We start from the raw sequence: 25460 nt of genomic DNA, 5'->3' as shown, positions 1-25460 counted from the left end.
TGACCGTCGTCGCGGCGCGCCGGATCGGCGTCCTGGCGGGTCAGCGGCCGTCGAAGGCGTTCAGCAGTTCCTCGGCCGCGAGCGCGGCGGTGAGGGTGCCGTCGCGGACCTGCTTTTCCACTTGCGCGCGAATGGCTTTCACCTGCGGGTTGTCCGCGAGCCTTCGCAGCAGCTGGTCGTGCACCATGGTCCAGGTCCAGTCCACTTGCTGGCGGCGACGCTTCTCGTCGAACTCCCCGGCGTCGGTGAGCACGCGGCGATGTTCCAGCACCGTGTCCCAGAACCGGTCCAGGCCGATGCCTTCCAATCCGCTCATGGTGAGCACCGGAGGCCGCCACAGCGCGTCGTGCGGGTGGATCAGGCGCAGCGCGCCCGCCAGTTCCCGGGCCGCGGATCTGGCCTCGACCTCGTGCTTGCCGTCGGCCTTGTTCACCGCGACCAGGTCGGCGAGTTCGAGCACGCCCTTCTTGATGCCTTGCAGCTGGTCGCCGGTCCTGGCCAGGGTCAGGAAGCAGAACACGTCGACCATGTTCGCGACGGTGACCTCCGACTGGCCCACCCCGACGGTCTCCACCAGGATCACGTCGTAACCCGCCGCCTCGAGCAGCACGATGGTCTCGCGCGTCGCCTTCGCGACGCCGCCCAGCGTGCCCGCCGTCGGGGAAGGCCGGATGTAGGCGTCGTGCTGCACCGACAGCCGCGCCATCCTGGTCTTGTCACCGAGGATGGAGCCGCCGGTCCTGGTCGAGGACGGATCGACCGCGAGCACCGCGACCCGGTGCCCCCGCTCGATCAGGTACATGCCGAGCGCGTCGATGAAGGTCGACTTGCCGACGCCGGGAACGCCGGTGATGCCGACGCGGTTGGACGGCGCGCCGCCCGCGCCCGCCTCGGGCGAAACCTTCAGCAGCAGCTGCTGCGCCAGCGCCCGGTGATCGGCCCTGGTGGATTCCACCAAGGTGATCGCCCGCGCCAAGGCGGCCCGCTCGTTGGCGCGGACCGCGGCGGCGAGGGCGTCGACGTCGATCGCCCGGCGCGCGGCCCCGGTCGGGGTGTCGCGCGCCGGGGAACCCGCTTCGCTCATTCCGTCGCGGCGGAATCCGCGGCGCCGCTGCCGAGTTCGTGACCGAGTTCGGCGCCGAGCTTCTTCAGCAGGTCGATCGCCGCGTCCGCGATCACCGTGCCGGGCGGGAAGATCGCCGCCGCGCCCGCCTGGTAGAGCTCGTCGAAGTCACCGGGCGGGATGACGCCGCCGACGATGACCATGATGTCGGGGCGCCCGACATCGGCCAGCGCCTGCCGCAGGGCGGGCACCAGCGTGAGGTGGCCGGCCGCCAGCGACGACACACCGACGACGTGCACGTCGTTGTCGGCCGCCTGCTGCGCCACCTCTTCCGGGGTCTGGAACAGCGGGCCCACGTCGACGTCGAAGCCGAGGTCGGCGAAGGCCGTGGCGATCACCTTCTGGCCTCGGTCGTGGCCGTCCTGCCCCATCTTCGCGACGAGGATGCGCGGCCTGCGGCCCTCGGCCTCGGCGAATTCCTCGACCAGCTCGCTCGCCTTGGTGATGTTGGTGACCTTCCCTGCCTCGTCGCGGTACACCCCGGAAAGCGTACGGATTTCGGCCTGGTGGCGGCCGTACACCTGCTCCAGCGCATCGGAGATCTCCCCGACGGTGGCCTTGGCCCGCGCGGCGTCGATGGCCAGCGCGAGCAGGTTGTTGGCCATGCCGCCCTCGGAAGAGGCCGCGGCGCGGGTCAATTCGGCCAGCGCCCGCCGCACCGCGTCGGGATCGCGCTCGGCGCGCAGGCGCCGCAGCTTCTCGATCTGCTCGGCGCGCACCCGCGAGTTCTCGACCTTGAGGACCTCGACCTGCTGGTCCTCTTCGACCTGGTACTTGTTGACGCCGATCACCGGCTGCTGGCCGGTGTCGATGCGCGCCTGGGTACGCGCGGCGGCTTCCTCGATGCGCAGCTTCGGGATGCCCTCGCCGATCGCCTGCGCCATGCCGCCGTGCGCCTCGACCTCCGCGATGTGCGCGCGGGCGCGGTTGGCCAGCTGGTGGGTCAGCCACTCGACGTAGTACGAGCCGCCCCACGGGTCGATCGGGCGGGTGGTGTTGGACTCCTGCTGGATCAGCAGCTGGGTGTTGCGGGCGATGCGGGCGGAGAAGTCCGTGGGCAGCGCCAGCGCCTCGTCGAGCGCGTTGGTGTGCAGCGACTGGGTGTGGCCCTGGGTGGCGGCCATCGCCTCGATGCAGGTGCGCGCGACGTTGTTGTAGGCGTCCTGCGCGGTGAGCGACCAGCCGGAGGTCTGCGAATGGGTGCGCAGCGACAGCGATTTCGTATTCTTCGGGTCGAACTTCGCCACCAGCTCGCTCCACAGCAGGCGCCCGGCGCGCAGCTTCGCGACCTCCATGAAGAAGTTCATGCCGATGGCCCAGAAGAACGACAGCCGCGGCGCGAACTTGTCGACCTCCATGCCCGCGTCGATGCCCGCCCGGATGTACTCGACGCCGTCGGCGAGGGTGTAGGCCAGCTCCAGGTCGGCGGTCGCGCCGGCCTCTTGGATGTGGTAGCCGGAGATGGAGATCGAGTTGAACTTCGGCATCTTCGCGCTGGTGTAGGCGAAGATGTCGGAGATGATCCGCATCGATGGCTTCGGCGGGTAGATGTAGGTGTTGCGGACCATGAACTCCTTCAGAATGTCGTTCTGAATGGTTCCGGCCAGCTGCTCGGGCGCGACGCCCTGCTCCTCGGCGGCCACGACGTACAGCGCGAGGATCGGCAGCACCGCGCCGTTCATCGTCATCGAGACGCTGACCTGGTCCAGCGGGATGTGGTCGAACAGCTGGCGCATGTCCAGGATCGAGTCGATGGCGACGCCCGCCATGCCGACGTCACCTTGCACCCGCGGATGATCGGAGTCGTAGCCGCGGTGCGTGGCCAGGTCGAACGCGACCGACAGACCCTTCTGGCCCGCCTGCAGGTTGCGCCGGTAGAAGGCGTTGGAGTCCGCGGCGGTGGAGAAACCCGCGTACTGGCGGATGGTCCACGGCTGGTTGACGTACATGGTGGGGTACGGCCCGCGCACGAACGGCGCGACGCCGGGCACGCTGTCGAGCGGATACCCCTCGGCCGCGATCGCGTCCCGGTCGGCCTTGGTGAACACCGGCGGCACGTCGATGCCTTCGGGGGTCGACCACACCAGTTGCTCGGGGGCGTACCGGTTGGCCGCGGCGGCGGCGCGCACGTACTCCGTCACCTGCGCGGCGTCGACCGCGGCGGGCTCCGGTGCGCCCTCGGCCAGCGGCACGTCGGCGAAACTGCCGATCACGTGCTTGATCTCACGAGTAGTCATCAGGCTCCCACCTTCTCCAGCAGGCCGGACAGCGCGGCGACGGCGTCGATGCGCGCGGCGAGGAATCCGTCCGGGCGCTGCGCGTCGTCCAGGCCTGCGACGGCCTTCGCCGCACCGGCCAGCAGCACGGTGGGCACGCCGGCGGCACGCAGTTGCTCCACCGCCGCACCGGCTTCGGATTCGTAGCGCTTGTCCGAGCCGCACAGCACCGCGATCGGCGCTCCCGCTTCGGTGGCCGCCGCGGCGATCGCCTCCACCGTGAGCGGCCCTGGATTGATCGACTCGATGCCGCCCGAAGCCAGCAGATTCGCGATGAAGGTGACCCGCACGTTGTGCTCGGCCACCGAACCGAGCGGCACCAGCAGCGCTTTCGGCCGCGCGCCGTGTTCGGCGAGGTAGGCGTCGGAACGGTTGCGCAACTGCTCGAACGCCGCGCCGTAGCGAGCGACCCGGCCGGCCTGCCGCGCCGCCTCCGACAGCGGCTGCTCGGCCAGATTCGGGAACTCGTTCACACCGGTGACAGCGGTCTTGCGGTGCGCGACGTCGGTGTCGCGCGCGGCCTTCGTGTCGGCGACGCGCTCGGCGAGCAGACCGGAATCCAGCGCGGCGAGGTAGCCGCCCGCCGCCTCGATCTCCTGGAGGAACTCCCATGCCTTCGCCGCCAGCGCGGCGGTGAGGTCTTCGACGTACCAGGATCCCGCGCCGGGGTCGGCCACGTGGCCGAGGTGCGATTCCTCGAGCAGCAGCAGCTGGGTGTTGCGGGCCATGCGGTCGGCGAACGCCTGCGAGACGCCGAGCTCACCGGGCGGCAACGCGACGTCGAACGGCAGCACGGTCACCGTGTCGGCGCCGCCGATGCCGGCTCCGAACGCGGCGAGGGTGGTGCGCAGCATGTTCACCCACGGATCGCGCTGACTCATCATGGCGGCCGAGGTGACCGCGTGCTGCGGTGCGCCGCCGAAATCCGGTGCGCCGCAGACCTGGGCGACCCGCGCCCAGAGTTGCCTGGCGGCGCGGAACTTCGCGATGGTGGCGAACTGGTCGTCGGTGGCCGCGAACCGGAACTCGAGTTGTCCCAGCGCGTCGGCGATGTCCAGGCTCTCCGTCATCGACCGCAGGTAGGCCAGGCCCGCGGCGACGGCCGCGCCGAGCTCCTGCGCGTCGGAGGCGCCCGCGTCGTGGAAGACGGTGCCGTCCACGGTGATCGCGCGTACCGTTTCCTTGCGCCGGGCCGCTTGTCCGGCCAGCGTGGCGGCCTCGGCGAGACCGATGTCGGCGAGACCGGCGAAGCGGCTGGTCAGCGGCGCGGCGCCGAGCGAGACCCGGATGTCCTCGCGCGCGGGCGCGGTGTAGCCGTCCAGCGCGGTGAACACCTGCGCCGCCGCGGCGGCGACCTCGTCGCCCGCGTCCAGTGTCAGCGGGGCGAGTTCGAAGAGCAGGCCGCGCAACGCGGTCGGCAGATCCGCCACCGGCACGCCGCGCTCGCCCGCGCCGAGCCAGATCGCGCTGATCCCGTTCTCCAGTCCGGCCAGGATCTCGCGGTTGGCCGCCGCGGCGTCGCGCTGGGCGAACCGCGCGCTGACGAACCAGCCCCGGTGCACGTCGCGGGTGGCGTCCCGGCCGCGGACGAAGGGGAAGGCGCCCGGCAGGGGCAGCTCCGGCAGTTCATCCCGCCGGGTGTAGAGCGGCGCGACGGTGAGCCCGTCGTAGGTCGTCTCGTCGAGCAGTCGCTCGGGCTCCTCGGGAAGTTCGCTCACCTCGACACGGCGAGCCTTCGCCAGCACCCCGGCAACGCCCTTGCGCCATGCGCCGTATTCGGGCACCGGGTCGGCCCCGGCATCAGAAGCAATCGGCATAGCTTGCTGTTCCTCTTCCTCACCACGGGCGCACCGCCAGTGCGCGCCCGAACCCTCACATTCGCCCAGCTCAGCGACTACTTCGGTTAACGGGCATTCGTCCCGCTTCCACTGATGCTAGCGGCAGTGTTCCCGGCCGGTTGATCCTGCCCGCCACTACCAACCGGTAACCTGTCGGCCGTGACGAGGCTGATCCGTGACCCGCGTATCGTCGCGCTGATCACCGGCGCGGTGGCGCTGTTCGGCGCCGCGCTGCTGGTCCCCCTGCCGTCGCCGCGTCAGGTGCAGGACTGGGCGACGTCCGTCGGGCCGGTCTTCCCGTTGCTGTTCTTCCTGGTCCACGCGCTGGTGACGGTGGCGCCGATCCCGCGCACCGTGTTCACCGTCAGCGCGGGACTGCTGTTCGGGCCGCTGCTGGGCATCGCGCTGGCGGTGGGCGCGACGACCGTCAGCGCGGCCCTGGCGATCCTGCTCATTCGCGCGCTCGACCGCAATCAGGTCGCGGCCCGGCTCACCCATCCCGCGGTGCGCGCGATCGATGAACGTCTCGCCCGGCGGGGGTGGCTGGCGGTCGGCTCGCTGCGGCTCATCGCGGCCGTGCCGTTCTCGGTGATCAACTACTGCTGCGGCTTGTCCTCGATCCGCTTCTGGCCGTATCTGATCGCCACGGTGCTGGGTGTGCTGCCCGGCACGATCGGCACCGTCATCCTCGGCGACGCGCTCACCGGAAGCACCCATCCGGCGATGCTCGCGCTGTCCGGCGTCTGCCTCGCGGTGGGGCTGGTGGGCTTGCTCGTCGACGCGCGCTGGAAGCCGCAGGCCCCCGCCGCGGTCGACACCGCCGCGCCCGTCCCCGCTGCCGATTAGGTCCGCTCAGTCCGCCACCAATTCCACCGGGACGGCGATCACGTCCACCATGGCCCCGTTGCGCAGCACGGTGACGGGCAGTTGCACACCGATCGCCTCGGCGAACAGCTGCCGCTGAATGCCCTGGGCGTCGCGCACCTGCGACCGGGCCACGCTCAGCACCAGATCACCGCGGCGCAGCCCGGCTTCCTCGGCGGGGCCGCCACGGACCACCTCCATGATGCGCACCCCGGCGGCCTGCCCGGTGCGCTCGGCGACCGGCTCCGGCAGCGGCGCGGGCACGCCGACCAGACCGAGGTACGCGCGCCGGACCCGCCCCTCGGTGTGCAGCGTGCGGATGATCCGGCGGGTCGTCGCGTTGATCGGGATGGCAAGGCCGAGCCCGATGCCCGCGACCGCCGTGTTGACGCCGACCACCCGGCCGGCCGAATCCGACAGCGCGCCACCGGAGTTACCGGGGTTGAGCGCGGCGTCGGTCTGGATCACGTCCTCGATCACCCGCCCGGCACGGCGCGATGCCACCGGAACCGCGCGTCCGAGCGCGCTCACCACGCCCGCGGTCACCGAGCCCGCCAGGCCGAGCGGATTCCCGACCGCCACCACCAGCTGGCCGACCACCAACCGGTCGGCATCCCCCAGGGGCACCGCGCCGGGCGCGCCGCCGCGGGCGCGCAGCACCGCCAGATCCGACAGCGGATCGATCCCGACGACGTGGAACCGGGACTCCACCCCGTCGGCGAAGACCACCTCTCCCTCGCGGGCCGCGCCGACGACGTGCGCGTTCGTCAACAGGAATCCGTCGTCGGTGAAGACCACCGCCGACCCGCTCCCCCGCCTGGTCCGCACGCTGGCCACGTGCGGCGTCACCGAGGCCGCCACGGCGATCACCGTGCGGGAGTAGGCATCCATCGCGGCGTTGTCCACGCCGACCACCACCCTGTATGCCGGAATTGCACTACCGGGTCCAGGATGCCCCCGGGCGGCGGACGACGCACCGTGTTCGCCACAGGCGCAACCGGACCACGGGTGAGCCGGGCGTGTCACTGGGCGGCGGATCGCAGGCGGCGATTCGCGAATTCCGGGCTTCGCGCCGAACCCGCCGGAACCGGTCTCGGGACACGTATCCGCCGGGACGGCGGGCGCGAACCTGCCACCGGCAAGCCGCTGCACACCGCATGCCGATCCGGTGTGCCGAGTTTCCGCAGCCCCGCGGACTCGAAGGGAACCGCCGCCAGGCGCGGGTCTGCGCGCCTACGCCGTCGGCACCCGGTCGAGAAAACCGTGCACGCTCGTGATCCGGCCGTCGGCTCCCAGGGTGATCACGTCCGAGCCTGCGACCGGGGCGCTGCCGTCGGCCGCGGAGACCAGTTCCCAGGAGAAACGGGCGATGTCGTGGTGGCCGTCGACCGCGCCGAGGCGGCGGAACTCGAAGCCGGGGAACTGCGCTTGCACGCCACCGATGGCCGCCGCCAACTGGGCGTGCCCGCTGACCTCCGCGAGGGGATCGGTGTAGCTTCCGTCCTCGGCCCAGGCCGCCGCCACCGCCGCGGCCCTGGCGTCCTCGTCGGTGGCGTTCCACGCGGCGAAGTACCGATCGACCGCTTCCTCGTAGCGTGTCATGATGAATCCTCCTGTGCGGTAAAGGTTTTCCTCAGCCGTACCGGTCTTCCGATCGGCTGTCTCCAACCTTGCCTCGCTAGGAGCGCAGAGTCGATTACGCGCGAGGTAATGATCGACGGACACCCGCGATCGCCTGGCGACTCAGCGCAGCAAGCCCTTTCGGTTCAGGTAGGCCAGGGGAATCAGCGCGGCCACCAGGGTCAGCAGCGTGGTGAGCAGAAGTCCGGTCTGCCAGGACAACTCGGCGATCAGATCCACGCCATAGCAGGTGGCGATCAGCGCGGGCGGCAGGAAGACCGCGGCGACGGCGAACCTCTTGACGATCTCGTTCTGTTGGGCATCCAGCCAGGCCAGCGCCGATTGCTGCTGATAGCGGGCCTTGTCGTACTCGATGCTCGCCTGCTGCCCCACCCCGTCGATGTCCGCGAGCAGAACGCCGATGGCATCGTTCAGCTCGCCGCGGCCGGACGGACCGTCCGCCCGCAGGTGGCGCGCGGCGCGAGCCAGTTGCAGCTGCGTAAGCCGAGTGCGCGCGACGATGCGCTCGGTGGCGTTCATCCGCGCCAGCGTGCCGCGCACGTCGGTGATCGCGAGATCGCTGCGGTTGTGGCCGGAGATCGCCCGCTCGATCTCGGCGTGCGTCGCCTCCAGCGCGGCGCCGGCATGGTGGAGCACCCGCTCGGACGCCTCGTTCAGCGCCCACAGCAGCGCGTACATCACGCCGTGCGCGGAGCCGGCGAGTTCCGGGTTGCGGCGCATCTTCGCCACCGCCTTGTCGAAGGGGACGAAATGCTCCGACGGCTGCAGCGTCACCAAGAACTCCCCGCCGAGGGCGAAGACGATCGTGGCCCGTTCGACGGCCTCGCCGCGCTGGTAGTCGGCGACCACGGGGAGATAGAGGAAGTTGTCGGTCTCCCACACCTGGTCGCGGGCGGCGGTGAAGTCTATGCCGAGCCGTTCCCGGAGCACAGCCGCCGTGTCGGCGTCGTCGGCGGCCAGCGGAATCCAATGCTGCTGGAGCACTTCGGTATCGAAGTGATCGGCGGTCACAGCGCTGAGAAAGGTCGTCATCGCCTACCGCTGCCCGGAAGAGGATCGGATCGGCCAGTAGCCGGTCGGCTCGCGGTCCGGCCCTGGTGGGCGAGGCGATGATTCGGCTTTCTCTGGCAATGTGGCCATAGCGGGGGCTCCAATACATACTGTCGTGCGGGGCTGGCGCACCCTTCCGGGGCAGAGGGCGCGCGCACAGGGGGCGAGCAGCGTCGAAATGAACGTCGCGCCGCGGCGAAGGACTACGTGTGTCGGCCGAACCCGGACCTGCCGTCCGTACGCGTCGTAACACAAGGGTGGCGTTCGCGCCGCATCGGCCGACCGGGGCACCGTTGCCCGCTCGCCGATCGCGGACACGGATCAACGACGCGGCGGCGCGACCCGTTTCTCGAGGGCGGCGCGGTTGTCGATGTCGATACTGTCATCCGGCATCTGCCGCTCACCTCGCTTCGTCGATCGACCGGCGCACGAATTGCGCCATCCATCATTAGAAACCCGCCGATCGGGGTACGTCAATCGATGGCGCAAGTGTTCGACAGCGCGCCATCCGGCGGAAATCTCGGGGCACGAAAACGCCGGACGACAGCGCGCGACAGCAATTTTCGGAACCGATGCGGGCGAAGGAGCGGGCCGCATCCATACCGCCATCCGATCAGCGGTGGCAACCCGCGACGGCGAGCAGGCCGAGTGGCGGCGCGGAAGGGGCCGCCACTCGCCGGGCTCTCAGTGACTCCGGTAGTAGTCGGCGAGTGCGCCGAACGCGGCCTTGGGCTCCCAGGGAACGCCGGGGTAGGTCTCGCCGTCACGGTCTTCGAGCACTTTGACCACGCCGTAGCCGGCCAGGTCCAGGTCGTCGCGCGGGTCGCCGTCGGGGCGGTGGACATGGTCGTAGAGCGCGAGGACGAACACGAACGCGCTGTCGACGCCCTCGGCGTCGAAGATCTCCAGTAGCTCGCGCAGATACCGCCCCTGCCCGTCCTCGTCGCGGGCGTAGTCGCCGTTCAACCGGACCGGCCCACGGATGTCGTCGTACTCGACGATCTCCAGCCCCCGCGCTCCGAGATCACCGGCGCCCGCGAAGGTCGCCGCGCCGAACTCGGTGATCGCCAGCGGCTTTCCCTGCGCGACGAGTGCGCGAACGCCTTCGCCGAACCGGCCTGCGGTCTCGGCCGTCCGGTACAGGTCCACCGACACGATGTCGAACGGCGTCCAGTCGACGCGTTCGAGCGGGATGGACGCGTAGGTGATCGGGCCGCCGAAGCGTGCGCGAACGACCGACACGGCCTCGCCCAGGAAGTCGTTCACCCGCGCACCGACTGCGGCGACCAGCTCGCCGAGATCATCGGGCTCGGCGGTCAGCAGCCGGACGCGCTCTTCGACGGTGTCGCCCGGGAAGAACCCCTTGTGCATCAAGCTCAGTTCGGCGCCGGTCACGAACACGACCTCGGCGCCACGCGCGCGGATCCGCTCCGCCCGCTCGGCGCAGTCGGCGAACAGGGTAAGCATGTCGGCCACGCTCGACTCGAGAGGGTACGGCGAGAACCATACTTCGAGACCGAGATCGGCGGCGCACGCGGCAGCGATCTCCAGTCGTTCGGGATCGCCGCCGATGATCCTGACCGCGTTGCAGTGCAGCTCGTCGCGAATCAACCGCAGCTCGCGTGCCACGATCTCGCGGTCGAATCGGACGCGGGAGGACCGTCCGCCGCGGACGAAACCGGTCTCATAGCTGATGCCCTTGGCGCGCATGGCAGCCGTCCTTTCCTCAAAGTAGGGTACGAACCGTACCCTAAATCGCGCGGGGCATCCCGGCGAGCCCGCAGTCGGCAAGTACGATCGGCACCTATTGCGAAAGGGGTCACGGTGGAGGATGCGGCGCGGCGGCCTGGCGCCGGACAGACGCGCAGGCGCGGACCAGCCCTCGAAGAGGCGATCCTGCGGGCCGCGGCGGACGAACTGCTGGAATCCGGGTACGCCGCGCTGACCATGGACAAGGTCGCGGCACGAGCCGGAACCAACAAGAACGCCATCTACCGGCGCTGGCCCAACCGCCTGACGCTCGGCATCGCCGCCTACGGGCAGCTGGCCACGGCGATGCGGCCGCCCGACACCGGAAACCTGCGCGAGGACGCGCTCGAGCTGCTGCGCCGCGTCAACCGCCATTGGAGCTCGCCGTCGGGCGCGATCCTGCGCGAACTCATCGCGGCGGCCGGCGGCGCCGCGGAGCTGCTGGCACAGCTTCCCGGCCAGTCCGGCGACGCGACCGCGGCCCCTTGGCTCACCATCCTCGGCCGCGCGATCGCACGCGGCGAAGCCGCTCCGGAAGCACTGCATCCGAGGGTGGCGACCGTGGCTCTCGTCCTGCTCCGCAACGAGTTCGTCGTCCGCGGCGCGCCCACCGCTCCCGACGACGTCCTCGTGGAAATCGTGGACGAGGTCTACCTGCCGCTCGTGCGCCGTCGCGGCCCGGACGCGGGCTGACCACCACCCGGGCCGCCCACCCGTTGCCGAAGTGGTCGCCCGTTCAGCTCAAGTGGAGGCGATTCGTCCGGTTCGCTGCGCCGGACACCGCCGCCGCCGCTCGCGCACAGCTCGGGGCCGGATTCTCATTCGCGCAGGTAACGAACCGGCGGGTACCGTTCGCGGCGCATCACACGACCGCGCGCACCGAACCCGCCAGTAGGGTTGACCACGGCGTTGCCAGCCCGGATGCTCGTGGTTGGCCGAAACAGCTCGAAACCGGATATTCGAACGATCTTCATCGTCGTAGCGCCGAGTTGTGGCGGCGACGACACCGATGCGGACCCGCACCGGTGTCCGGTACTCGAGGGGAGATTCGCGTGACCCACCGCCTGACCGATATCGATTGCGTGAGTGCCCGTGGGCACTCCGCGCTAGGGGGAACCCTGGCGATACAGGCGGTCTGGCGTTACGACCGTCCCGTCGATCTCGCGGCGCTGGAACATTTCCACGAGGCATTGCGGCACGGCAGACTGGGCCGAGCGGTCGCGCCCGCGACGATCCCCGCCGCCGGGGACCGGTGGACCACCCGAGTCGAATTCAGCCCGCTCGAGGTCGCGGACGAGCCCATTGCCGCAGGCGATCTGGAGGCCTGGATCGCCGAACAGGGGCACGCGGAGTTGCGCACGTTCGGCGGCCCCGCGTGGCGTTTGGCGGCGACCCGCATCGACAATGGGGAAAGCGCGGTGTCGCTGCTGGTTTCGCACACGCTTGCGGACGGCTCCGCATTCTGCGCGGCGGTGACCGACGCCGTCGCGGACAAACGGCTCGACCTGTCCTACCGCACCGACGAGTTCGGCCGGATGCGCCTGCTGGCCGCCGACCTTCGCGACGCCGCGCGGCGGGCCCGCTCGTTCCCGTCGGCAGCCGGTCTGGCGCTGCGGTTGGCCGTCACCGGCCGCGGCGGGGCCGGGCCCTCCGAGGACGAGGCGCGCTTCCGGCTTCCCACCGTCACCGCGACGGTCCCGGCGCAGCTCTGGCACGCGGCGGCACGGGCAAGAGGCGGAACCGGCACCACCTTGGCGGTGGCGATGATGACCGCCATCGCCACGCGGCTCGGCCGCACCGACGAGGCGGGCCGGGTTCGCATGATGATGCCGGTCAGCACCCGCACCGCCGACGACCTCAGGGCGAACGCGCTGACCTCGATCGCCTTCGAAGTGGACGTGCGCGACGGCGCACCGGCCGACCTCGCCGCACTGCGCGCGGTGATGAAGGAAAAGCTCACCGCGGCCGCCGCCGGCGGACAGGACGTGCCGCCGCTGGTTCCGGTCGCGGTGGCGCTGCCGCGCGGACGCTACGCCCACCTGGCGCGGCAGGCCGCCACCGACCCCATCTCCACGGTGTGCTCCAGCCTCGGCAAGCTCGACCCCGAGATTCTGCGCATCGACGGCCGCCCGGCCTCGGCGATGATGCTCGGCTTGGTCAATCAGAGCCTGAACTCGCCCCGCGTCGTGACCGAGCGCGGCGGCAACCTGTACGTCGCGCTGGTCGAGGCCGCCGACCAGATCGCGCTGCGCGTCATGGGGTACCACCCGCCCGCCTTGCTCGACGCCGGGCAGCTCAGCGAACTGGTGCGGACCGCGCTCGCCGAGCACGAGCTCACGGCGACCTTCTGGTAGCACCCCGATGCGGCCCGCTTGTCACCGCCATGTGGCACGATCGCGTTCGTGACCAGCAGACCCGCCGCCACACAGCACCTGCGGGACCTCGCGCGGCTGCGCCGCGTCCGCGACCGCATCGATCGGGAGTACGCGCGGCCGCTGGACGTGGAGGCGCTCGCGCGCGACGCGCACATGTCGGCCGGGCACCTCAGCCGCCAGTTCCGGCTCGCCTACGGCGAGTCGCCGTACTCCTACCTGATGACCCGCCGCATCGAACGCGCGATGTCGCTGCTGCGCCGTGGCGACCTCAGCGTCACCGAGGTGTGCTTCGCGGTCGGCTGCTCGTCGCTGGGCACCTTCAGCACCCGTTTCACCGAGCTGGTCGGCGTGCCGCCGAGCGTCTACCGGCGCGAGGCGGGGCGCGCCACCGCGGGCATACCGTCCTGCGTGGCGAAACAGGTGACCAGACCGATCAGGAATCGAGAAGCGCCGGTTACCGAGCCGCAATTAGCCTGACTGCCATGGACATCACCATTCACGCGAGCTTCCTGCCGCACGACGACGCGGAGGCGGCCCTCGCCTTCTACCGCGACATTCTGGGTTTCGAGGTCCGCAACGACGTCGGATACGAAGGTATGCGGTGGCTCACCGTGGGCCCCGTCGGTCAGCCCGAGACGTCCATCGTTCTGCACCCGCCGGGCGCCGATCCCGGCATCACCGAGGACGAGCGTCGCACCATCACCGAGATGATGGCCAAGGGCACCTACGGCGGCATCCTGCTGGCAACCAAGGATCTGGACGGCGCCTTCGAACGGCTGGCGGCCAGTGACGCGGAGATCGTCCAGGAGCCGACCGAGCAGCCCTACGGCGTGCGCGACTGCGCCGTGCGTGATCCGGCCGGCAACCTGATCCGCATCCAGCAACTGCGCTGACCCGCCCGAAGCGAACTGGTTGAATCGAGCCCGGCGACGCCGAGGGAGACCGCCGCGGCGGCCCCCGCCAGAACAGATGGAGACACGATGAGCACGGCCACGACGACGGACACGCAGGCGCCCGCGCCGCACGCCGCCGACAGCCACGATCTGATCCGCGTGCACGGTGCGCGCGAGAACAACCTCAAGGATGTCAGCATCGAGATCCCGAAGCGAAGGCTGACGGTGTTCACCGGCGTCTCCGGCTCGGGCAAGAGCTCGCTGGTGTTCAGCACGATCGCCGCGGAGTCGCAGCGGCTGATCAACGAAACCTACAGCGCGTTCGTCCAGGGCTTCATGCCGACGCTGGCCCGGCCCGACGTCGACGTGCTCGAGGGACTGACCACCGCGATCATCGTCGATCAGCAACGTATGGGTTCCGACCCGCGCTCCACGGTCGGCACCGCCACCGACGCCAACGCCATGCTGCGCATCCTGTTCAGCAGGCTCGGGAAGCCGCACATCGGCTCGCCGCAGGCGTTCTCCTTCAACGTCGCCTCGATCAGCGGTGCGGGCGCGGTCACCACCGAGCGCGCCGGAAGGACCGTGAAGGAGCGTCGCAGCTTCAGCGTCACCGGCGGGATGTGCCCGCGCTGCGAGGGCAGGGGTTCGGTGTCCGACATCGACCTCACCCAGCTCTACGACGATTCCAAGTCGCTGGCCGAAGGCGCGTTCACCATCCCGGGCTGGAAGTCCGACAGCTTCTGGACGGTGCGGGTGTACGCGGAGTCGGGGTTCATCGACCCGAACAAGCCGATCCGCAAGTACACCAAGAAGGAGATGCAGGACTTCCTCTACAAAGAGCCCACCAAGGTGAAGGTCGAGGGCGTCAACCTCACCTACGAGGGCTTGATCCCCAAGATCCAGAAGTCCTTCCTGTCCAAGGACCGGGAGGCGATGCAACCGCACATCCGGGCGTTCGTGGACCGGGCGGTCACCTTCGCCACCTGTCCCGAGTGCGACGGCACCCGGCTCACCGAGGCGGCTCGCTCGTCGAAGATCGACGGGATCAGCATCGCCGACGCCTGCGCGATGCAGATCAGCGACTTGGCCGAATGGGTCGGCGGGCTGAACGAGCCGTCGGTGGCGCCGCTGCTGGCCGCGCTGCGCCACACGCTCGACTCGTTCGTCGAGATCGGGCTCGGTTACCTTTCGCTGGACCGGCCCTCCGGCACCCTCTCGGGCGGAGAGGCCCAGCGCACCAAGATGATTCGTCATCTCGGCTCCTCGCTCACCGACGTCACCTACGTCTTCGACGAGCCGACCATCGGCCTGCACCCCCATGACATCCAGCGGATGAACGACCTGCTGCTGCGGCTTCGGGACAAAGGCAACACCGTGCTCGTCGTGGAGCACAAACCCGAGGCGATCGTGATCGCCGACCATGTCGTCGACCTCGGTCCAGGGGCTGGCACGGCGGGCGGCACCGTCTGCTTCGAGGGCAGCGTCGATGGCCTGCGCGCGAGCGGCACCGTCACCGGCCGCCATTTCGACGACCGGGCCACGCTCAAGGCCACCGTACGGGAGCCCAAGGGCAAGCTGGAGATTCGCGGCGCGACAGCGAACAATCTGCGCGACGTCGATGTGGACATTCCGCTGGGTGTGCTCGTCGCCATCACCGGCGTTGCGGGCTCGGGCAAGAGCTCGCTGGTGCACGGATCCATCCCCGCGAGCGAAGGCGTGGTTGCGGTGGACCAGACGCCCATCCGCGGCTCGCGGCGCAGCAATCCGGCGACCTACACCGGGCTGCTCGAGCCGATCCGCAAGGCGTTCGCGAAGGCCAACGGCGTCAAGCCCGCGCTGTTCAGCGCGAATTCCGAAGGCGCGTGCCCCACCTGCAACGGCGCGGGCGTCGTCTACACCGACCTGGGCATGATGGCGGGCGTCGCCACCACCTGTGAGGAGTGCGAGGGCAAGCGGTACCAGGCGTCGGTGCTGGAATACCACCTCGGTGGCCGTGACATCAGCGAAGTGCTCGCGATGTCGGTGCTCGAGGCCGAGGAGTTCTTCGACACCGAGGCGGCGCGCACCCCGGCCGCACACGCCATCCTGCGCAGGCTCGCCGACGTCGGGCTGGGCTACCTCAGCCTCGGCCAGCCGCTCACCACGCTGTCCGGCGGCGAGCGGCAACGGCTCAAGCTGGCCACGCACATGGCCGACAAGGGCGGGGTCTACGTCCTCGACGAGCCGACCACCGGCCTGCACCTCGCCGATGTCGAGCAGTTGCTGGGCCTGCTCGACCGGCTCGTCGACTCCGGCAAGTCGGTCATCGTCATCGAGCACCACCAAGCGGTCATGGCGCACGCGGACTGGATCATCGACCTCGGGCCCGGGGCCGGACACGACGGCGGCCGGGTCGTCTTCGAGGGCACTCCCGCCGATCTCGTCGCCGCCCGCTCCACCCTCACCGGCGAACATCTCGCGGCCTACGTCGGCGCCTGAACGGCGCGCGGGAGCGGGTGGCCTGCGCGCCGGAACGCGGGACCTTTCCTCCGGCCGCGCGTCCGAGAACGAGCGGCCGGAGGGCAGCGGGTCAATTCCAGCTGTCGATCTTGACGTCGTCGGGATCCGGCGCGCCTTTGCCGGTTTCGATCAGCGACTTCAGGCTCAGCAGGAAGACCGCCCATTTGGTGCTGCAGTGGTGCATGAAGTCCACCGGTTCCCGCCAGCCTCGGTGCGTGAAGAGGACGGAGGTGTAATCGCCCTCCTGATCGAGACTCCAGTCCACCTGGGTGCCGATCCATTCCTCGGGTCCGCCGACCACCTCCCACAGCACGCGCTTCGCCGGGTCGAGTTCACGCACCCGCATGTCGAATCCACCCGCCGCGAAGCGGAATTCGAGCAGGCCGCCGACATCGCCGCCGTTTCCCTCGGTATCGGTCGTCCACCACCCGGACAGTCCCTCGGTGGTGGTCAAGGCGGCGTAGACCTCGTCCACCGGCGCCTCGATGCCGACTTTGTGCAGGATGTCCACCATGTTCGATTCCTTTCACTGTTGATCTTGTTTGCGCTGAATCGCCTCCGCGATGCGCTTGATCCGCCGGAGCCTGGCGTCCCACGCCGCCCCCACCGAGGACAGCTGGGCCACGGCGCGAGCGAGTTGGGCCTCGTCCACCCGGTACCGCCGCTCGCGCCCGGCGGGCGTCGCGTGCACCAAGCCGACCCGGTCGAGCACGCCGAGATGTTTCGCGACCGCCTGCCGGGTCACCGGCAGGCGCTCGCTGAGGCTGGTCGCCGTGCCATCCCCCTCCGCGAGCAGCAGGTCGAGCATCCGCCTGCGCGTCGGATCCCCGATGGCCGACCACAGGTCGTCGTCGACGGCGGCGGTCACGGCGTCGACACCAGCCGCGCGATGTACTCCCCGAGCCGGGGCACGAAGGTGTCCCACCCGGTGGTGTGGTCGCGGTAGAGCTCCTCGAGCTTCGCGGCTTCCCAGCCCATCTCCCGGAAACCGGTCTCGGTGAGCCGAATCCTGGTACCAGCACCGGACGGCGTGAGCTCGAACGTCACCAGCAGCGAACCGGCGGGGTCGTCGACCACTCCGCCCGGATGGCACCAGCGGAACGAGAACACCCGGGGCGGCTCGGCGCGCTCCACTTTGATCGGCGCGACCTGGGCCCGGTCACCCCAGACGAGTTCGCCGACGGCGCCGGGAGCCGCGCTGAACTCGGCGTCGTCGCTCCACCACTGCGAGATGTGCTCCGGGCTGCTGACCACCTCGAAGACCACCTCGGGCGAGGCGTCGACGTGTATCTCCCGTTCGATGCTGCCGTACTCCATCATCGCGACCTCCAATATGCAACGTTTGGTTGCATATGACGCTAGTCGACGGCCAGTCATCACGCAACTATTGGTTGCATATCCTCGCGAGCTCGAACCGAGCCCTCCTTGCCTGCGACACATGCGACATTTATAGTTTTTTCGTCGCACCACGAGAGAGGGGTCGAGGATGACCGCACATCTTGAAGCCGTGCCGGACGAGGCCACGCAGGAGGACCCGCGGCTCGGACCGGGCACGCTGCTCTGGCGCTACCTCGGTGACCTGCGACTGTTCCTGGTCGCCGCGCCGTACGGCATGTTGGAGCTGATGCATCCCGCGGTGGGGGCCGGCGTCACCGAACACTCCGACTTCTTCGGCGATCCCTGGGACCGGGTCCTGCGCTCGATACCCGAGATCATCGGCACCGTCTACGACCCCGTCGAACGCGGCACCGGTGCCCGGGTCCGCGACTACCACCGCGACATCCGCGGCACCGATGCGCACGGGGACCGGTACCACGCCCTCAATCCCGAGACCTACTACTGGACCCACGCCACGATGGTGCAGGCGGTCATCGACATCGCCGACGTGTTCGGCGACGGACTGACCGGCGCCGAACGCGAGCAGCTGTACCAGCAGAGCAAAACCTGGTTCCGGCGATACGGCGTCAGCGACCGGCCGATGCCCCCCGATTACGCCGGCTTCCAGCGGTACTTCGACGACATCTGCCGTGACGTGCTGGAAGCCACCGAGTCGGCGCGCTGGCTGACCGATCGGCTCCGGTTCACCAGCGACATGCGGCTGCCGTATCTGCCGCAACCGGTCGAACGGCTGCTGCGGCCGGTGATCATGTCCGAGTACCGGGTGATCACCGCCGCCATGCTGCCCGAGCCGGCCCGCGACAAACTCGGCCTGCGCTACAACCGGGCCGATCAGGCCCACTTCCGCGCCGTCGCGACGCTGATCCGCAACGCATGGCCTTTGATTCCGGAACCCCTGCGCTACCACCCCCGGGCGCGCGCGGGCATGCGCCACGCCCGGGCGGTCGGGCAGGATTAGGTCCATGCGCAGTGCCCGGCAGACGAACGCCGCCTTCGATGTCGACCGGCTCGCGGCAGGCATCGAAGGCGACCCGCAGGCCACCCGGATCATCGACGCGGCCCTGGCGGAGTTCCGCGACCACGGCATCGACCGGGTCCGCATGGAGCACATCGCCCGCCGCGCCTGCCTGCACCGCGCCACCGTCTACCGGGCCTTTCCCAGCAAGGACCTGCTCGTCACCACGGCCTTGACCGTGTGGCTGCGGCGCGTCCTGTCCGGGATCACCACGGCCGTAGCCGACCACACCGACGTACGCGACCGCGCGGCAGAGGGCTTCGCGATCGCACTGCGCACGCTGCGCACGGATCCGCTCACCAACCGCATCCTGCTCGCCGACGAAGGCGGCCAGCCCTTCGTCATCACCTACGGCGCGACGCTCCTCGCCGCCGCGCGCGCGTTCTTCGCCGAACAACTCCGCCGCGCCGACGACATCGGCGACATCGATCCCGACGCGTCCGCCGAGATCGCCGCGCGCCTGTCCCTCACCCTCCTGCTCATTCCGGACAGCTACTTCTCGCTCGATACCGACGAAGAAGCCCGCGCCTTCGCCCGTCACCACCTCATCCCCACCGCCATTCGCTAGCGGCGACCGCGTCCGTACCGGCCTCGACCGCTTCCGACTTCCCGGCAGGTGGCATTCGGATCACGAGAGCACCGTTAGAACACGGGCTTTCGGGGCAAGTCTCCACCTTGTGACCGTCCTGCCGCGCCAGAGCCTTGCCGTCCCCGCCGGAACGCACCACGCCTTCGTGTTTCGAGACGCCGGGGTGGTGATCGGTAATGTCGGACACGTGAGTAGCTGGGTGCGCCGGAAGTTCCACGGCATCGGACGAATCGATCGAGCGATCGGCGGAGCGGTCGCCGAACTGCCCGCCTCGGCGGTCGACCACGGTTTGCTGCGGCTCACCAGCAGTGCGAATTTCAGCGGACTGTGGCTGGCCATGGCGACATTGCTCGCCACACGCCAAGGCGCGCCGCGGCGGGCCGCGCTGCGCGGTGTCGTCTCCGTCGCCGGAGCGAGTCTCGTAGTGAACGTCGGCCTCAAGTCGCTGATCGCGCGGCGCAGGCCCGCCGCCGAACTCTTGCCGGTGCACCGGCGACTCGTCCCGACCCCGAGGTCCTCCTCGTTCCCCTCGGGCCACAGCGCCTGCGCCGCGGCATTCGCCACCGCCGTCGCACTCGAAAGCCCGCGTACCGCACTGGTTGTCGCCCCGTTGGCCGCCACCGTCGCCTACTCGCGGGTGCACACCGGCGTGCACTGGAGCTCCGACGTGCTCGTCGGTGCGGCCGTGGGTTCCGGTGTCGCCCTGGCCACGCGTCGCTGGTGGCCCGTGCGCGAATCCGATGAGGCGCAGGCCCGTCCGGTCCGCGAAGTGCCCGTGCTGGTGGAGGGTAAAGGCCTTGTGGTCATGGTGAATCCGATGTCCGGCGACCCGAATTACGATCCGACCGACGACGTCGTCGACGCCCTGCCCGCCGCCACCGTGCTGCGCACGCGACCCGATCTGGACTGCGCGCAGCAACTCGAGCAGGCCATCGCCGAGCACGGTGAACCGGTGCTCGCGGTCGGCGTCGCCGGTGGTGACGGCACGGTGGCCGCGGTGGCCGCGGTCGCGTTGCGCCACGAGCTGCCGCTGGTCGTGATCCCCACCGGCACGCTCAACCACTTCGCCCGGGATCTGGGCGTCTACGACCTGCGCGAGGTGATCGATGCGACCGGCGCGGGCGAGGCGGTGGCGGTGGACATCGCCGCCGTCGAATGCGAGGACGACACCGGCTCCCGCACCCGTCACCTGATCAACACCGCCAGCCTCGGCGCCTATCCGGACCTGGTGCAGCTGCGCGAGAAGTGGCAGTCGCGCTGGGGCAAGTGGCCCGCCTTCGCCGCCGCGCTCGTGGTCACCCTGCGCCGGGCCGAGCCGATCGAGATCTGCCTGGACGGGCAGTGGCGGCGAGTCTGGTTCCTGTTCGTCGGCAACGGTCCCTACCACCCGCACGGCGCGGTGCCCGCCTTCCGCGACCGGCTCGACGCCGGGCTGCTCGACATCCGCTGGCTGCGCGCCGACCTGCGCTGGTCGCGCACCCGCGCCGTGCTGGCGCTGCTGCTGGCGGCGATCGGCCACAGCAAGGTCTACGGTGAACGCCAGTTGCCGGAACTGCTGGTGCAGGTACCCACGCCGCAGGCGCTGGCGACCGATGGTGAGGTGGTCGGCACAGCCACCCGGCTGCACTTCGCCATCGCCGGACAGCTCGCGGCCTACCGCCGGGACGAATCCAATCCGCTCTGGGCCGACCGCAGCCGTCCGCACCACCGCCGGGCGCCCTGGCTGCGCGACGTCTTCCGAACCGGGCGGCCGTTCCAGCGGCGAGCGGGCGAGGACTGAGCGAACGCGCGTTACTTCATCGAGCGCAGCAACCCGAGGTCCGGCTCCAGCGCGCCGTCCTGCCCCAGCACCAGGAAGTCCGCCTCGACCGCATCGCGCGCCAGCGCCCCGGACCGCACCGCGTGGTAACGCACGACCGACCAGAGGAAGACATCCAGGTCGTCGAAGCGGGTGCCACCCTCGACCACTTCCTCCTCGTGGAACCAGAGCGCGACCTGCCCGTTGGTGAGCACGACGTACAGGTTGCCGCCGCCGTCCGCGCCGATCGAGTAGACGTCGTCGTCGGTGAGCTCGGTTTCGTAGTCGGAATCCCTTATACCGCAATCATTTCCGGCGAAGTCGAAACCATAGGACCAATCGTGGATGTCCAGGAACTGCGGCATCCGCCCGGACCGCACCCTGCGGTCGAACGCAGCCAGCGCCGCCGCGGACGCGGGCGCCAGGCGCTGGAGAAAGGGCGCCACCGGCCGGGTCTGCTCCGGCACGACGACCGGCGGGCGATCGGCGAACCATCTCGCCAGCTCGGCGTCCAAGTCGCGTTCGACGTATCCGGCCAGGTCGGCACGAGTAAGTGTCATCGCCGGATCCTACGGCCCCGCAATGGCATTCGCTGAACGCCGAGAACCAGCCCGTTGCGTGCGCCGGACCACCCGGCACCGAAGGAAGCTCGACCCCGGCCGACGCCTCCGTCGGCACTAAGCTCCTGCAGCTATGGCACTCAGCGCGACACTGCATACCTTCGCCGTCCAGTTGGCCGACGTCGATCGAGGCGTCTACCAGGAGCTGGAGTTGCGGGTGGCGCGGCATCCGTCCGAATCCGCGGAGTTCATGCTGACCCGGGTGCTCGCCTACTGCCTCGAATACGAGGAGGGCATCGCCTTCAGCGACGGTGGCGTCTCCGCGACCGACGAGCCCGCCGTGCTGGTGCGCGACCTCACCGGACGCCTGACCGCCTGGATCGAGATCGGCGCACCCGACGCGGAGCGGGTGCACCGAGGCAGCAAACTCGCCGACCGCGTCGCCGTCTATACCCACCGCGACCCGGCCAAGGTACTGGCGCAACTCACCGGCAAGCGCGTGCACCGCGCCGAAGCGATACCGCTGTACAGCTTCGACCGTGAATTCATCGATGCCGCCGTCGCCGCGACCGAACGCCGCAACGCCATGACCGTATCCGTCACCGAGCGTCTGCTGTACCTCGACCTCAACGGCACCGCGCTGAGCGCACCGATCCACGAGCACCGGCTCACGTAGGTTTCGATCCGTTCGTTGGCGAAGGACGGATCCGACCGGTCATCGGATCCGGCTTTCGCACTCTCCGAATTCGGCTCCCGTCGCGAAGCAGTCGTACAGCCCGCTCTGCACGTCGCCGCTGGTGGGAGGCTCGCCGCACAGGAGACCGCAGCGCTGATAGTTCGGAACGGCGCTGCCGTCGGGCCGGTGGCAGGTATCGCTGTCACAGGTGTAGTCGCGGGTGTGGGGATCGCGAGGGATCGGGCCTCGGCTGTAAGACCACACGAACGCGTCGGTGTTCTGCACCTGTGTGCAGTAAACCGTCCGGCCGTCGGCGAGGTGGCCCACCGCGCCGTGCTCCTGGCAGTAGTCGTTCAATGCGACCGTCGAGCTCGCCGACCCGCTGCCGGGCGACAACGGTGCGGCAGCCGATGTCGCGAACATCGCGGCCAGAAGCGTCCCCGCCCCCACACAACCCACCAGAACACGGCGCCCCACCCCCCGCTCGCCTGACCGAGGCATCCTTCCCTCCCTTCCTCCGAGTCCAGCGGACTATACGCTCCGCGCCGGTTCCCCACGAGTGGCACACCATCGAGACTTCTTCTCGCATTTCTCCGCAGCCATGTGCCACTCGCGGGGTGTCAGAAGAGGAAGTAGCGCTGGGCCATGGGGAGGGAGGGGGCGGGGTCTTCGTGCCAGACCTCGCCGTCGATGCGGACGGTGAAGGTGTCGGGGTCGACCTCGATGCGCGGCATGGCGTCGTTGTGCGGCAGGTCCGTCTTCCGCACGCCACGGACGTCGCGGACCGGCACGAGTCTGCGCCGGACCCGCAACCGGTCGGCGAGGCCGTCCTCGATCGCCTGCTCGGACACGAAATGCAGCGACGTCGCGGCGGCGGCCGCCGGGGCGGCGCCGAACATGGGGCGCGGCAGCACGGGCTGCGGCGTGGGAATGGAGGCGTTGGCGTCGCCCATCGCGGCCCAGGCGATCGCGCCGCCCTTGAGCACGGCGTGCGGGCGCACGCCGAAGAACGCGGGCTCCCACAGCACCAGATCGGCGAGCTTGCCCACTTCGACCGACCCGATCTCGTGGTCGAGGCCGTGCGCGACGGCCGGGCAGATGGTGTATTTCGCGATGTAGCGCTGGACGCGCGCGTTGTCGGCGGCGCCGTCGCCCGGCAGCGCGCCGCGGCGGCGCTTCATCACGTGCGCGGTCTGCCAGGTGCGCAACACGACCTCCCCGATGCGGCCCATGGCCTGCGAGTCGCTGCCGATCATCGAGATGGCGCCCAGATCGTGCAGCAGGTCCTCGGCCGCGATGGTGGAGGGGCGGATCCGGCTCTCGGCGAAGGCCAGATCCTCCGGGATCGACGCGCTCAGGTGGTGACACACCATGAGCATGTCCAGGTGCTCGTCGAGGGTGTTGATCGTGTGCGGGCGGGTCGGGTTGGTGGAACTGGGCAGCACGTTGGGATGGGCGGCGACGGTGATGATGTCGGGCGCGTGCCCGCCGCCGGCGCCCTCGGTGTGATAGGCGTGGATGCCGCGGCCCGCGATCGCCGCGAGGGTGTCCTCGACGAAACCGGCCTCGTTCAACGTGTCCGAGTGCAGCGCCACCTGCACCCCCGCCGCGTCGGCCACGGTGAGGCAGGCATCGATCGCGGCGGGGGTCGAGCCCCAGTCCTCGTGCAGCTTGAAGCCCGACGCCCCGGCCCGCAATTGCTCCCACATCGCCTCGGCGCTGACGGTGTTGCCCTTGCCGAGCAGCACGATGTTCACCGGCCAGCCGTCGGTGGCCTCCAGCATGCGCGCCAGATGCCACGCGCCGGGCGTCACGGTGGTCGCCTTGCTGCCCTCCGCCGGACCGGTGCCACCGCCGATGAGGGTGGTGATGCCGCCGCCGAGCGCCTCCTCCAGCAGCTGCGGGCAGATGAAATGCACGTGACAGTCGATCGCGCCCGCGGTGAGGATGCGGCCGTTGCCGGAGATGATCTCGGTGGACGGCCCCACGACCAGGTCGGGATGCACCCCGGACATGGTGTCGGGGTTGCCCGCCTTGCCGATCGCGCTGATCCGCCCGTCCCTGATGCCGACGTCCGCCTTGACGATTCCCCAGTGATCGATGATCACCACGCCCGTGATCACGGTGTCGGGAGCGCCCTCGGCGCGCGTCGCGCGGGATTGGCCCATGGATTCCCGCAGGACCTTGCCGCCGCCGAACACGGCCTCGTCGCCCGCGCGGCCGGGTCCCCCGCTGCGGTCCTCGGTGATCTCGATCAGCAGATCGGTGTCGGCCAAACGGATCCGGTCGCCGGTCGTCGGTCCGAACAATTCGGCGTATCGCGCCCGGCTCAGCTCACTCATCGCGTCCTACCTCCCCGCACCGAGTCCCGCGCCGGTCATCGAGACGGCCCGGCGGTGTACGGCTGATCCCGTGCACCTCGCGGGCGCCGCCCAGCGGCACCAGCCGCACCCGTTGCGCGAGACCGGGTTCGAAGCGCACCGCGGTACCGGCCGGGATGTCGAGGCGGTGACCGTGCGCGGCCGTTCGATCGAACTCCAGGGCCGCGTTCGCCTGCGGGAAGTGCACATGACTGCCGACCTGCACGGGGCGGTCGCCGGTATTGATCACGTCGAGTTCGATGCGCGCGGCGCCGGCGTTCAGTTCGACGACGCCCTCGGCGCAGAAGTATTCGCCGGGGATCACACCGCGCCTCGATCCGTCCCGGGGACGCTCGCGAACCGCATCCCGCCCGCCTAACCGATCGGGTGGTGCACGGTGACGAGCTTGGTGCCGTCCGGGAAAGTCGCTTCGACCTGGACCTCGGGGATCATCTCCGGCACCCCTTCCATCACGTCGGCGCGGGTGAGGACCGTCCGCCCGGAGGACATCAGCTCCGCGACGGTGCGGCCGTCGCGCGCGCCTTCCAGCACGTGGTCGGTGATCAGCGCGACCGCCTCGGGATGGTTCAACGCGAGTCCGCGCGCCCGCCTGCGCCGGGCAAGCTCGGCGGCGTAGCTGAGCAACAGGCGCTCCTGCTCGTGCGGTGACAGTCGCATCCTGGCTCCTCACCGGTTCACCGTGACGGGTGAGGCACATTCTGGCACGCCCGTTCCGCCGCCGCCGGTCGAGCG

The 25460-nt window shown here is 70.0% G+C and carries 25 protein-coding genes; 10 read left to right on the top strand and 15 right to left on the bottom strand.

From position 1 onward, the window contains the following. Nucleotides 1-40: 40 nt before the first annotated feature. The 3 genes from meaB to U3653_RS08270 are packed head-to-tail and all read right to left on the bottom strand — an operon-like array spanning nucleotide 41 to nucleotide 5216. A complete protein-coding gene (gene meaB / locus U3653_RS08280; protein ID WP_195079038.1) occupies nucleotides 41-1084 on the bottom strand; it encodes a methylmalonyl Co-A mutase-associated GTPase MeaB in 1044 nt (347 codons plus the stop codon). Then, a complete protein-coding gene (scpA, locus tag U3653_RS08275) occupies nucleotides 1081-3360 on the bottom strand; it encodes a methylmalonyl-CoA mutase (protein ID WP_195079037.1) in 2280 nt (759 codons plus the stop codon). Before scpA ends, meaB begins: the two co-directional genes overlap by 4 nt. After that, complete coding sequence (locus U3653_RS08270) at nucleotides 3360-5216, bottom strand: methylmalonyl-CoA mutase family protein (RefSeq protein WP_195079036.1); 1857 nt, start codon at nucleotides 5214-5216, stop codon at nucleotides 3360-3362. Before U3653_RS08270 ends, scpA begins: the two co-directional genes overlap by 1 nt. 180 nt (nucleotides 5217-5396) lie before the next feature. On the opposite strand from U3653_RS08270, the gene U3653_RS08265 reads away from it, so the two are divergent. Continuing rightward, nucleotides 5397-6083, top strand: coding sequence for a TVP38/TMEM64 family protein (locus U3653_RS08265; RefSeq protein ID WP_195079035.1), 687 nt, complete (start codon nucleotides 5397-5399; stop codon nucleotides 6081-6083). Between the two features lie 6 nt (nucleotides 6084-6089). Here the strand turns inward: U3653_RS08265 and U3653_RS08260 are convergent, their stop codons facing one another. The 4 genes from U3653_RS08260 to U3653_RS08245 all read right to left on the bottom strand — a co-directional run bounded on the left by U3653_RS08260 (nucleotide 6090) and on the right by U3653_RS08245 (nucleotide 10583). After that, the gene (locus tag U3653_RS08260) at nucleotides 6090-6992 is read right to left on the bottom strand and encodes a S1C family serine protease (protein ID WP_195079419.1); all 903 of its coding nucleotides are present in this window, start codon (nucleotides 6990-6992) and stop codon (nucleotides 6090-6092) included. A 342-nt stretch (nucleotides 6993-7334) separates the two neighbouring features. Then, complete coding sequence (locus U3653_RS08255) at nucleotides 7335-7703, bottom strand: nuclear transport factor 2 family protein (RefSeq protein ID WP_195079034.1); 369 nt, start codon at nucleotides 7701-7703, stop codon at nucleotides 7335-7337. Nucleotides 7704-7844: 141 nt separating this feature from the next. Further along, on the bottom strand, nucleotides 7845-8774 hold the full coding sequence (locus tag U3653_RS08250) for a CorA family divalent cation transporter (protein WP_195079033.1): 930 nt from the start codon (nucleotides 8772-8774) through the stop codon (nucleotides 7845-7847). 702 nt (nucleotides 8775-9476) lie between these two features. Further along, nucleotides 9477-10583 (bottom strand): glycoside hydrolase family 113 protein, encoded by a 1107-nt coding sequence (locus U3653_RS08245; protein WP_323124095.1) that lies wholly within the window; start codon nucleotides 10581-10583, stop codon nucleotides 9477-9479. Nucleotides 10584-10616: 33 nt separating this feature from the next. On the opposite strand from U3653_RS08245, the gene U3653_RS08240 reads away from it, so the two are divergent. From U3653_RS08240 to U3653_RS08220, 5 genes are all read left to right on the top strand, one after another. Continuing rightward, on the top strand, nucleotides 10617-11234 hold the full coding sequence (locus U3653_RS08240) for a TetR/AcrR family transcriptional regulator (RefSeq protein WP_195079032.1): 618 nt from the start codon (nucleotides 10617-10619) through the stop codon (nucleotides 11232-11234). 359 nt (nucleotides 11235-11593) lie between these two features. Then, nucleotides 11594-12895: a condensation domain-containing protein gene (locus U3653_RS08235; protein WP_195079031.1), complete on the top strand. Its 1302-nt coding sequence runs from the start codon at nucleotides 11594-11596 to the stop codon at nucleotides 12893-12895. Between the two features lie 48 nt (nucleotides 12896-12943). After that, nucleotides 12944-13393, top strand: coding sequence for a helix-turn-helix transcriptional regulator (locus U3653_RS08230; RefSeq protein ID WP_195079030.1), 450 nt, complete (start codon nucleotides 12944-12946; stop codon nucleotides 13391-13393). A 5-nt stretch (nucleotides 13394-13398) separates the two neighbouring features. Beyond that, the gene (locus U3653_RS08225) at nucleotides 13399-13809 is read left to right on the top strand and encodes a VOC family protein (RefSeq protein WP_195079029.1); all 411 of its coding nucleotides are present in this window, start codon (nucleotides 13399-13401) and stop codon (nucleotides 13807-13809) included. An 87-nt stretch (nucleotides 13810-13896) separates the two neighbouring features. Continuing rightward, nucleotides 13897-16290, top strand: a complete 2394-nt coding sequence (locus U3653_RS08220) for an ATP-binding cassette domain-containing protein (RefSeq protein ID WP_195079028.1) — start codon at nucleotides 13897-13899, stop codon at nucleotides 16288-16290. 91 nt (nucleotides 16291-16381) lie between these two features. Here U3653_RS08220 and U3653_RS08215 read toward each other — a convergent pair whose 3' ends face one another. The 3 genes from U3653_RS08215 to U3653_RS08205 are packed head-to-tail and all read right to left on the bottom strand — an operon-like array spanning nucleotide 16382 to nucleotide 17643. Beyond that, nucleotides 16382-16825: an SRPBCC family protein gene (locus tag U3653_RS08215; RefSeq protein ID WP_195079027.1), complete on the bottom strand. Its 444-nt coding sequence runs from the start codon at nucleotides 16823-16825 to the stop codon at nucleotides 16382-16384. Nucleotides 16826-16837: 12 nt separating this feature from the next. Further along, nucleotides 16838-17179, bottom strand: a complete 342-nt coding sequence (locus U3653_RS08210; RefSeq protein ID WP_067810800.1) for an ArsR/SmtB family transcription factor — start codon at nucleotides 17177-17179, stop codon at nucleotides 16838-16840. Beyond that, the gene (locus U3653_RS08205; RefSeq protein WP_435406553.1) at nucleotides 17176-17643 is read right to left on the bottom strand and encodes an SRPBCC family protein; all 468 of its coding nucleotides are present in this window, start codon (nucleotides 17641-17643) and stop codon (nucleotides 17176-17178) included. Before U3653_RS08205 ends, U3653_RS08210 begins: the two co-directional genes overlap by 4 nt. Before the next feature lie 154 nt (nucleotides 17644-17797). On the opposite strand from U3653_RS08205, the gene U3653_RS08200 reads away from it, so the two are divergent. The 3 genes from U3653_RS08200 (at nucleotide 17798) to U3653_RS08190 (ending at nucleotide 21093) form a co-directional block, all read left to right on the top strand. Next, entirely contained in the window at nucleotides 17798-18667 is an 870-nt protein-coding gene (locus U3653_RS08200; protein ID WP_195079025.1) for an oxygenase MpaB family protein, read from the top strand. A gap of 4 nt (nucleotides 18668-18671) precedes the next feature. Continuing rightward, nucleotides 18672-19292, top strand: a complete 621-nt coding sequence (locus U3653_RS08195) for a TetR/AcrR family transcriptional regulator (protein ID WP_195079024.1) — start codon at nucleotides 18672-18674, stop codon at nucleotides 19290-19292. A 208-nt stretch (nucleotides 19293-19500) separates the two neighbouring features. Continuing rightward, nucleotides 19501-21093 (top strand): bifunctional phosphatase PAP2/diacylglycerol kinase family protein, encoded by a 1593-nt coding sequence (locus U3653_RS08190; protein ID WP_323124096.1) that lies wholly within the window; start codon nucleotides 19501-19503, stop codon nucleotides 21091-21093. An 11-nt stretch (nucleotides 21094-21104) separates the two neighbouring features. On the opposite strand, the gene U3653_RS08185 is transcribed toward U3653_RS08190, so the two are convergent. Further along, a complete protein-coding gene (locus U3653_RS08185) occupies nucleotides 21105-21671 on the bottom strand; it encodes a hypothetical protein (RefSeq protein WP_195079023.1) in 567 nt (188 codons plus the stop codon). 133 nt (nucleotides 21672-21804) lie between these two features. On the opposite strand from U3653_RS08185, the gene U3653_RS08180 reads away from it, so the two are divergent. Continuing rightward, nucleotides 21805-22347, top strand: a complete 543-nt coding sequence (locus U3653_RS08180) for a YaeQ family protein (RefSeq protein WP_195079022.1) — start codon at nucleotides 21805-21807, stop codon at nucleotides 22345-22347. Between the two features lie 39 nt (nucleotides 22348-22386). On the opposite strand, the gene U3653_RS08175 is transcribed toward U3653_RS08180, so the two are convergent. The 4 genes from U3653_RS08175 to U3653_RS08160 all read right to left on the bottom strand — a co-directional run bounded on the left by U3653_RS08175 (nucleotide 22387) and on the right by U3653_RS08160 (nucleotide 25385). Continuing rightward, nucleotides 22387-22770: a hypothetical protein gene (locus U3653_RS08175; RefSeq protein ID WP_195079021.1), complete on the bottom strand. Its 384-nt coding sequence runs from the start codon at nucleotides 22768-22770 to the stop codon at nucleotides 22387-22389. Nucleotides 22771-22967: 197 nt separating this feature from the next. After that, nucleotides 22968-24689, bottom strand: coding sequence for an urease subunit alpha (locus tag U3653_RS08170; protein WP_195079020.1), 1722 nt, complete (start codon nucleotides 24687-24689; stop codon nucleotides 22968-22970). Further along, complete coding sequence (locus U3653_RS08165; protein ID WP_195079019.1) at nucleotides 24682-25032, bottom strand: urease subunit beta; 351 nt, start codon at nucleotides 25030-25032, stop codon at nucleotides 24682-24684. The genes U3653_RS08170 and U3653_RS08165 overlap by 8 nt, the downstream gene beginning before the upstream one ends. Before the next feature lie 50 nt (nucleotides 25033-25082). After that, nucleotides 25083-25385, bottom strand: a complete 303-nt coding sequence (locus U3653_RS08160) for an urease subunit gamma (RefSeq protein ID WP_195079018.1) — start codon at nucleotides 25383-25385, stop codon at nucleotides 25083-25085. Between the last annotated feature and the right edge of the window lie 75 nt (nucleotides 25386-25460).

It is taken from the genome of Nocardia implantans (assembly GCF_035544775.1).
Taxonomy (GTDB): Bacteria; Actinomycetota; Actinomycetes; order Mycobacteriales; family Mycobacteriaceae; genus Nocardia; species Nocardia implantans.
The sequence above is the reverse complement of the archived record's forward strand: the minus strand, read 5'-3'. Positions and strand labels throughout refer to the sequence as shown.